The following is a 6,085-nucleotide window of genomic DNA, read 5'->3' as shown; positions in this document are numbered from 1 at the left end:
GTGCTCCCCCGCCCTAGCCCTTGATGTGCAGCACGCAGATCAGCGTGAACAGCCGCCGGGCGGTGGCGAAATCGGTCTCGACCTTGCCCTCCAGCCTTTCGAGCAGCAGTTCGGCGGCATCATTGTGAATGCCGCGCCGGGCCATATCGATCGTCTCGATCTCGGCCGGGGTCGCCTTGCGGATCGCCTGATAATAGCTGTCGCAGATCGCGAAATATTCGCGGATCGGGCGGCGGAAGCGGGCCATGCCGATCAGCAGGGTTTCCAGCAACTGACCACCGGTATCGCTGATATCCATACCGAGCCGTCCGTCGGTGACCGACAGGTGCAGGTGATACGGCCCGCTGCTCCCGCGTTCGGCGCTACGAACCGGCTTGAAGGTGTTTTCCTCGATCAGGTCATAGATCGCCACCCGGCGTTCCTGCTCGACATCGGCATTGCGCCACAGGATCGTCGCTTCATCGAGCGTGACCTGCGCAATGCGCTGCGCCCCCGCAGCGCCGGGCGCGGGAGACAGGGGCAGGGAATCGGGCGGCGGTGCAGCCATATCCCTGCCTTCGCAGATGGAAGGGGCGCACTTCAAGCACTTCGATAGGCTTGGGGACACACTCTCCCCACTATCCACAGCGTGCGAAATAAATATTGGCGCGGTTCGCCCTTGCGCGAGGGGGCCGCTGCGGCGCATCAGGCACCGATGGCCGAACCCGAAAAAGTCACCCCGATCAAGCTGCAAGCCCCAGAAGGCGACACGGTCGCGCGCAAGCTGCCGTACAATCTTGAGGCTGAAGCGGCGTTTCTCGGCGCGGTGCTGATCGACAACAGGGTGCTGGAAGAATTGCAGGTGCCGATTCGCGCCGACCACTTCTTCGAAGGCCTGCACCAGCGGATCTACAACCGCGTGCTGGCGCTGCTGGAACGCAATGCCACGGCCTCGCCCGTCACGCTGCGCCCCTATTTCGAGGCGGACGAGGCGCTGAAGGAGCTGGGAGGCACCAGCTATCTGGCGCAGCTGACCGCCAGCGGCGCAGGCCTCCTCGCGCCGCGTGAGCTTGCCCAGCAGATCTATGACCTCGCCCTGCTGCGCGAGCTTGTCAGCGTCGGGCGCGGGCTGGTGGAAGGCGCGCTCGATACCTCGCAGGACACCTCACCGCTTGACCGGATCGCGCAGGCCGAAGCGGCGCTGTTCGACGTGGCCGAAGGGGCGGCAACGGGACGTGAGGCCTCGACCTTCCGTGAAGCGGCGATGCACGCGATCAAGCTCGCCGAAGCAGCGATGAATTCGGGCGGCGGACTGTCGGGCAAGACCACGGGTCTTGCGACAATCGACCAGAAGACCTCGGGGCTGCACAATTCCGACCTTATCATCCTCGCCGGGCGTCCCGGCATGGGCAAGACCTCGCTCGCCACCAACATCGCCTTCAACTGCGCGGAAAAGCACTTGGAATGGCAGCGCGACGGGGGCGAATTCAACTACGGCGCGCCGGTCGCGTTCTTCAGCCTCGAGATGAGCGCCGACCAGCTGGCAACGCGTATCTTGGCCGAACAGGCCGAGATTTCCTCGGAAGCGCTGCGCAGCGGTAAATTGAGCCGCGAGGATTTCCAGAAGCTGTCCTATGCCAGCCAGCGCCTTGCCGAACTGCCGCTCTATATCGACGATACGCCAGCGCTGACGATCTCGGCCCTGCGCACCCGCGCACGGCGGATGAAGCGGCGGCACGACATCGGCCTGATCATCGTCGACTACCTGCAACTGCTGCAAGGTTCGGGCCGCGCGAACGACAACCGGGTCAATGAAATCTCGGAAATCAGCCGGGGCCTGAAAACCCTCGCCAAGGAATTGCAGGTTCCGGTGATCGCCCTGTCGCAGTTGTCCCGTGCGGTCGAACAGCGCGAGGACAAGCGCCCGATGCTGTCCGACCTGCGCGAATCCGGCTCGATCGAGCAGGACGCCGACATGGTGTGGTTCATCTTCCGCGGCGATTATTACCACCTGCTGGTCAAGCCCGACACGCCGGACGCAAGCTCCACCCCCGATGTGCAGGAGAAATACCGCGCGTGGGAGGAGAAGTTCGAAGGACTGGTGGGCCGCGCGACGCTGATCGTGGCGAAGCAACGCCACGGCTCAACCGGCAATGTCCCGCTCCACTTCCAGAGCGACATCACCAAGTTCACCTCACCGAATTACAAGGACTATTCGGACTGGGGGCAGGAATAGGTCAGGCGGTCAGCGCAGGCTCCGCCTCTCGGCAGCCCGCTACTCGCCGCGCCATTTGAGCAGCAGCCACGGCACGCGGTCGGGCGCGAATTGGGTGCGGCTCTTGCGGTCGAAATAGGGCGGCATATGATCGCCGACGAGCAGGATGTCGGTCGGCGGGAAATCGGCCGCAGTGATCTCCTTGACCATCGCCGCGTCGATCGCATCCCAGATCGCGATCTGGCGGCAGATCATCGGATAGTCGCGCTCTAGAGCGGGTGACAGCCGAGCGCAGTTGTCGGTGCCCAGATTGTTCTTTTCGGGCACAGGAAGATGCGAATTGACCGTGAGCCAGTAGATGAACTGCGGCTTGTCAGCGGCTTTCAGATGCGCCGCCAGCTGGCGCGGCACATGGCGGTCGCAAGCCCCTGCGAAGACACCGCCGCAACGCTCGGACCCGTTCTTGATAAGGTGGTTCCGGAAGAACGTCTGCTCGAAGCCGATGTTGGGATACCAGGCGCTTCGGTCGAAGAAGTGTCCTCCAAAGCTGTGATAGGCCGTTGTCTCGTAGCCCTGCTGCGCCAGCCGAGCGGGTAGACAGCCCTCATCACGGCGCGAGACCAGCTCGTCATATTCGCCCCACCGCCCGCACAATTCTCGGATTTCGCCCATGGTGGTCGAGCCGAAATAGGTTGTGGTCCCAGTGCTCATCTCAAACCGCGCACGGACCGCAGGGTCTCTGTAGCGGCCGAAGATCAGCCGCTGCATCTCGGGATTGTCGACCGTGGCCCCCAGCGATTCGACCATGACAATCATCAGATGACGCTTCGGTGCGCCCGCCGCCGGCACGAAGTCGGCGTTCGAGACGGCCGAAGAGAAAGGGGCATCGTCGCTGTTGACCCGCTTATAGTGCCCCCGCGCGCCGTAGCACATGAAGGCGTCGAAGGCGGCGACGAGCGAAATGGCAATGGCCGCAATCAGAATCGCGCGGCGGTCAGAGAAGGCCGCCGGCCGTCGCATGGCGAAACCCGCGATCGCGACGAGTGCAATCAGGCCGAGACCCAGCAGGACATATTCGTAGGAATTGAACGCATTCAATTCGCCCATGAACACGATCGATCGGCTGAGCGTGAAGATCGAGAGGTTGAACATGGAACCGGTCACGACCAGGACCGAGTAGGACAGGCCGACGATGAAGGTTATGCAGCGGACCAGCAGCGAGTGGTTGCGCACCAGCAGACCAAGCCCGCCAAACACGAAGATTGCGACAACCCGCGGCGGCGCACCGACGTAATAGAGGAGGCTGAAGCCGATATTGGCCAGCACCACCCACACCAGCAGCCAGTTGGCCAGCGCTGTCTTTTCCTGCGCGTCGAGCGCGAGCCAGCGAGAACTAATCGACAGGGCTTGATTCACGATGATTGCGCTCCTCTTGACCGGTCGGTGGCGCCGCCTTTGCGCACGCTCGCTCCCGGCACGCAGCGACAGGCCAACCGGTGAAGTAGGCAACCGCTGCATGAAAGATGGATAGACGATTAAGGTTAGCAGACAGTTACCCGCCCGCTTCATCCGCCTAGTCTGCATTGACGCAGGCGTTACGGCCCTGCCTGCTTGGCGCTACCCCGCGCTCACCTTGCTGATGCGGTAATCGGCAAGGCTCATCCAGTACGCGAACCGCCAGCGCATTCGGTTGATGAAGGTGCTTTCCCGTTCATAGCGTTCGCGCGTCATCGGTGCGCTGGAGGCTTCCATGTGGTCGATCAGTTCGCGCAGCTTGGCGGCCAGCCCGGCATCCTCGATCCGCACCATCAGCTCGACATTGATGCGGAACGACCGCTTGTCGAGATTGGCGCTGCCGACATAGCTCGCATCATCCACCACCATCAGCTTCATATGCAGCTTGCAGGGCTGGAACTCGGCAATCCTGGCTCCAGCGCGCAGCAGCTTGCCATAGAGCAGCCGCGCCATATCGACCGCGGCCGAGATGTCGGACTTGCCCGCCATGATCATCCGCACCTCACCGCGCCGCGCGACCTGTGCCATCTGGCGGCGGTAACTGCGCGGCGGGGAAAAATAGGCCGAGACCGTGTCGAGCCGCTTGGCCTTGACCAGATCCTGCCGCAAACACCATGCCCAATGACCGCGCCGCACCAGCGGCCCGCCGACCAGCAGCCGCACAGTCCCGTCCGTCCCCTCGGCACCGCCGTCCCAGTCCTTGACGATATCACGCAGGCGGCGGAGCTGGCTGGTGCGCCCCTTGGCCTCGTTCGCGACCCATTCCTGGAGCAGGTCGAACCAGCGCATGAACTGCTCCACCACCGCGCCCTCGATCAGCACCGACAGATCACACCAGCCATTATCGGCAGGGATCGCGAAGTAGTGATCGGAGACATTGGCCCCGCCCGTCATCACCCGCGCGCTATCGGCAATCACGAACTTCTGGTGGTTGCGCACCAGATAGCGCTTGCCCCACTTGGGCGAGAAGATCGCGAAGGTGCCGCCGGCCTCTTCCAGCGGGGCGAAGAATTCGGCGCCCGCGTCATTGCCGAAATCATCCACGATCAGGTCGACGGTCACCCCGCGCTGCGCGGCGGCGACCAGCGCATCACGCACCATCGTGCCGGAGGTATCGCTGTCGAACAGGTAGTAGAACAGCTTGAGACTGTCCTGTGCGCCATCGATCAACGCCACCAGCGCCTTCAGCCGGTCTTGCCCATGGGGATAGAAGGTGAATTCGTGCCCGGCGGCGGTGATGTTGAAGGGATCCAGATCGCAATAATCGGGCGCCTGCTGGCCGGATTGGGAGGAATCGGCGGCGGGAGCGGGAGCGGTGGCCATACCGCCTTGTAGCGCGCGGCGAACACAAAGCCACTGCCCGTTGCGACAAAGCGCACCAGCGCAGGGCGTTCGGCGCAATCGCCGCGCGGGATCACAGGGTCCTTGGGGGAAAGTGACTCGCGCCTTGTTCAGACGCAGCTCATAATTGCGTCACGATATCAGCAGAATATGCGGGCCGCTTCGTATCTTGGCTGGTTCCTGACTGCGGCCCTCGCGGCACCTCAGGTGATGGCGCAGGAGGCCGTGCAATCTGCCGAACCGACGCCGGTGGACGAAATCGTGGTCGAGCGCGAGCGGATCATTGATGTTCGCGCGGCAAGCGCACTTGTGCGTGCGGTTTCGGGACGCGCGCAGTCGCGCGAGCCGCTCCCCCGTTTCAACGTCCCGCTGTGCCTCTCGCTCGCGATCGACGATCCCGAGCGCGGCGTGCTGATCGGACGGCGTATCATTGCCAATGCCCGCGCCGCCGGGCTGACCATCGCCAAGCGCGGCTGCCGCCCCAATGCTCTGGTGGTCATCCGGGAGGACGCGCGCCAGTGGATCATCGACTATCGCCGCAGCGGTCGCCAGTTCATCGGGCGGATGAAGCGCCATCAGGTCGACCGGGTGCTGCGTTCGCGCGATCCGGCCTATGCCTTTCAGGATGTCGAGGTGATCGTCGCCAGCCCGCGCGGGCGGGTGGACCGGAACACACGCAAGAACATCCGCAGTGCGGCGGTAATGATGGACCTGGCGGCGAGCGCGCAGTTCTCGCCGGTGCAGGTCGCCGATTACATCACCCTGCGGCTGCTCGCCCCGACGCGCGAGATCGATGAGGTCGCCGGGCGCGCGCCGCGTTCGATCCTGACGCTGTTTCGTGCCAGCGCAGATCCCCAGCCAGAAATGTCGCGCTTTGACCGCACCTATCTGACAACGCTCTACCGCCTGCGCTTCAATGCGACCGCCATGGAAGTGGCGATGACCACCGCGCGCCTGCTGGCAGAAGATGGGGAGCGCTGAGGGATACCCCCCTTTTCCTTGACTTCGTGCCCCCGCGTGCCTAGCTGCGCGCTT

At 63.8% G+C, this 6,085-nt stretch carries 5 protein-coding genes; 2 read left to right on the top strand and 3 right to left on the bottom strand.

Going from position 1 to position 6,085, the window contains the following annotated elements; all coding sequences use genetic code 11:
- Positions 1-13: 13 nt before the first annotated feature.
- The gene (locus GVM20_RS04230; protein ID WP_234031833.1) at positions 14-547 is read right to left on the bottom strand and encodes a UPF0262 family protein; all 534 of its coding nucleotides are present in this window, start codon (positions 545-547) and stop codon (positions 14-16) included.
- A 147-nt stretch (positions 548-694) separates the two neighbouring features.
- Here GVM20_RS04230 and GVM20_RS04225 point away from each other — a divergent pair, with 147 nt between their 5' ends.
- A complete protein-coding gene (locus GVM20_RS04225) occupies positions 695-2,215 on the top strand; it encodes a replicative DNA helicase (RefSeq protein WP_166546053.1) in 1,521 nt (506 codons plus the stop codon).
- A 39-nt stretch (positions 2,216-2,254) separates the two neighbouring features.
- Here GVM20_RS04225 and GVM20_RS04220 read toward each other — a convergent pair whose 3' ends face one another.
- Positions 2,255-3,763 (bottom strand): sulfatase-like hydrolase/transferase, encoded by a 1,509-nt coding sequence (locus GVM20_RS04220; protein ID WP_166546052.1) that lies wholly within the window; start codon positions 3,761-3,763, stop codon positions 2,255-2,257.
- 48 nt (positions 3,764-3,811) lie between these two features.
- Positions 3,812-5,032, bottom strand: coding sequence for a phospholipase D-like domain-containing protein (locus GVM20_RS04215; RefSeq protein WP_166546051.1), 1,221 nt, complete (start codon positions 5,030-5,032; stop codon positions 3,812-3,814).
- Between the two features lie 168 nt (positions 5,033-5,200).
- Here GVM20_RS04215 and GVM20_RS04210 point away from each other — a divergent pair, with 168 nt between their 5' ends.
- Entirely contained in the window at positions 5,201-6,031 is an 831-nt protein-coding gene (locus GVM20_RS04210) for a hypothetical protein (protein WP_166546050.1), read from the top strand.
- Positions 6,032-6,085: the final 54 nt, after the last annotated feature.

The organism is Porphyrobacter sp. SLTP (genome assembly GCF_009905735.1).
Classification (GTDB): Bacteria; Pseudomonadota; Alphaproteobacteria; order Sphingomonadales; family Sphingomonadaceae; genus Erythrobacter.
Note: the sequence above shows the minus strand (reverse complement) of the source record. Positions and strands in the feature narration are given on the sequence as shown.

Excerpts from the sequence above, each read along its gene's own strand:
- GVM20_RS04230 (WP_234031833.1), bottom strand. The coding sequence starts at position 547 with ATGGCTGCACCGCCGCCCGATTCCCTGCCCCTGTCTCCCGCGCCCGGC.
- GVM20_RS04225 (WP_166546053.1), top strand. The coding sequence starts at position 695 with ATGGCCGAACCCGAAAAAGTCACCCCGATCAAGCTGCAAGCCCCAGAA.
- GVM20_RS04220 (WP_166546052.1), bottom strand. The coding sequence starts at position 3,763 with ATGAAGCGGGCGGGTAACTGTCTGCTAACCTTAATCGTCTATCCATCT.
- GVM20_RS04215 (WP_166546051.1), bottom strand. The coding sequence starts at position 5,032 with ATGGCCACCGCTCCCGCTCCCGCCGCCGATTCCTCCCAATCCGGCCAG.
- GVM20_RS04210 (WP_166546050.1), top strand. The coding sequence starts at position 5,201 with ATGCGGGCCGCTTCGTATCTTGGCTGGTTCCTGACTGCGGCCCTCGCG.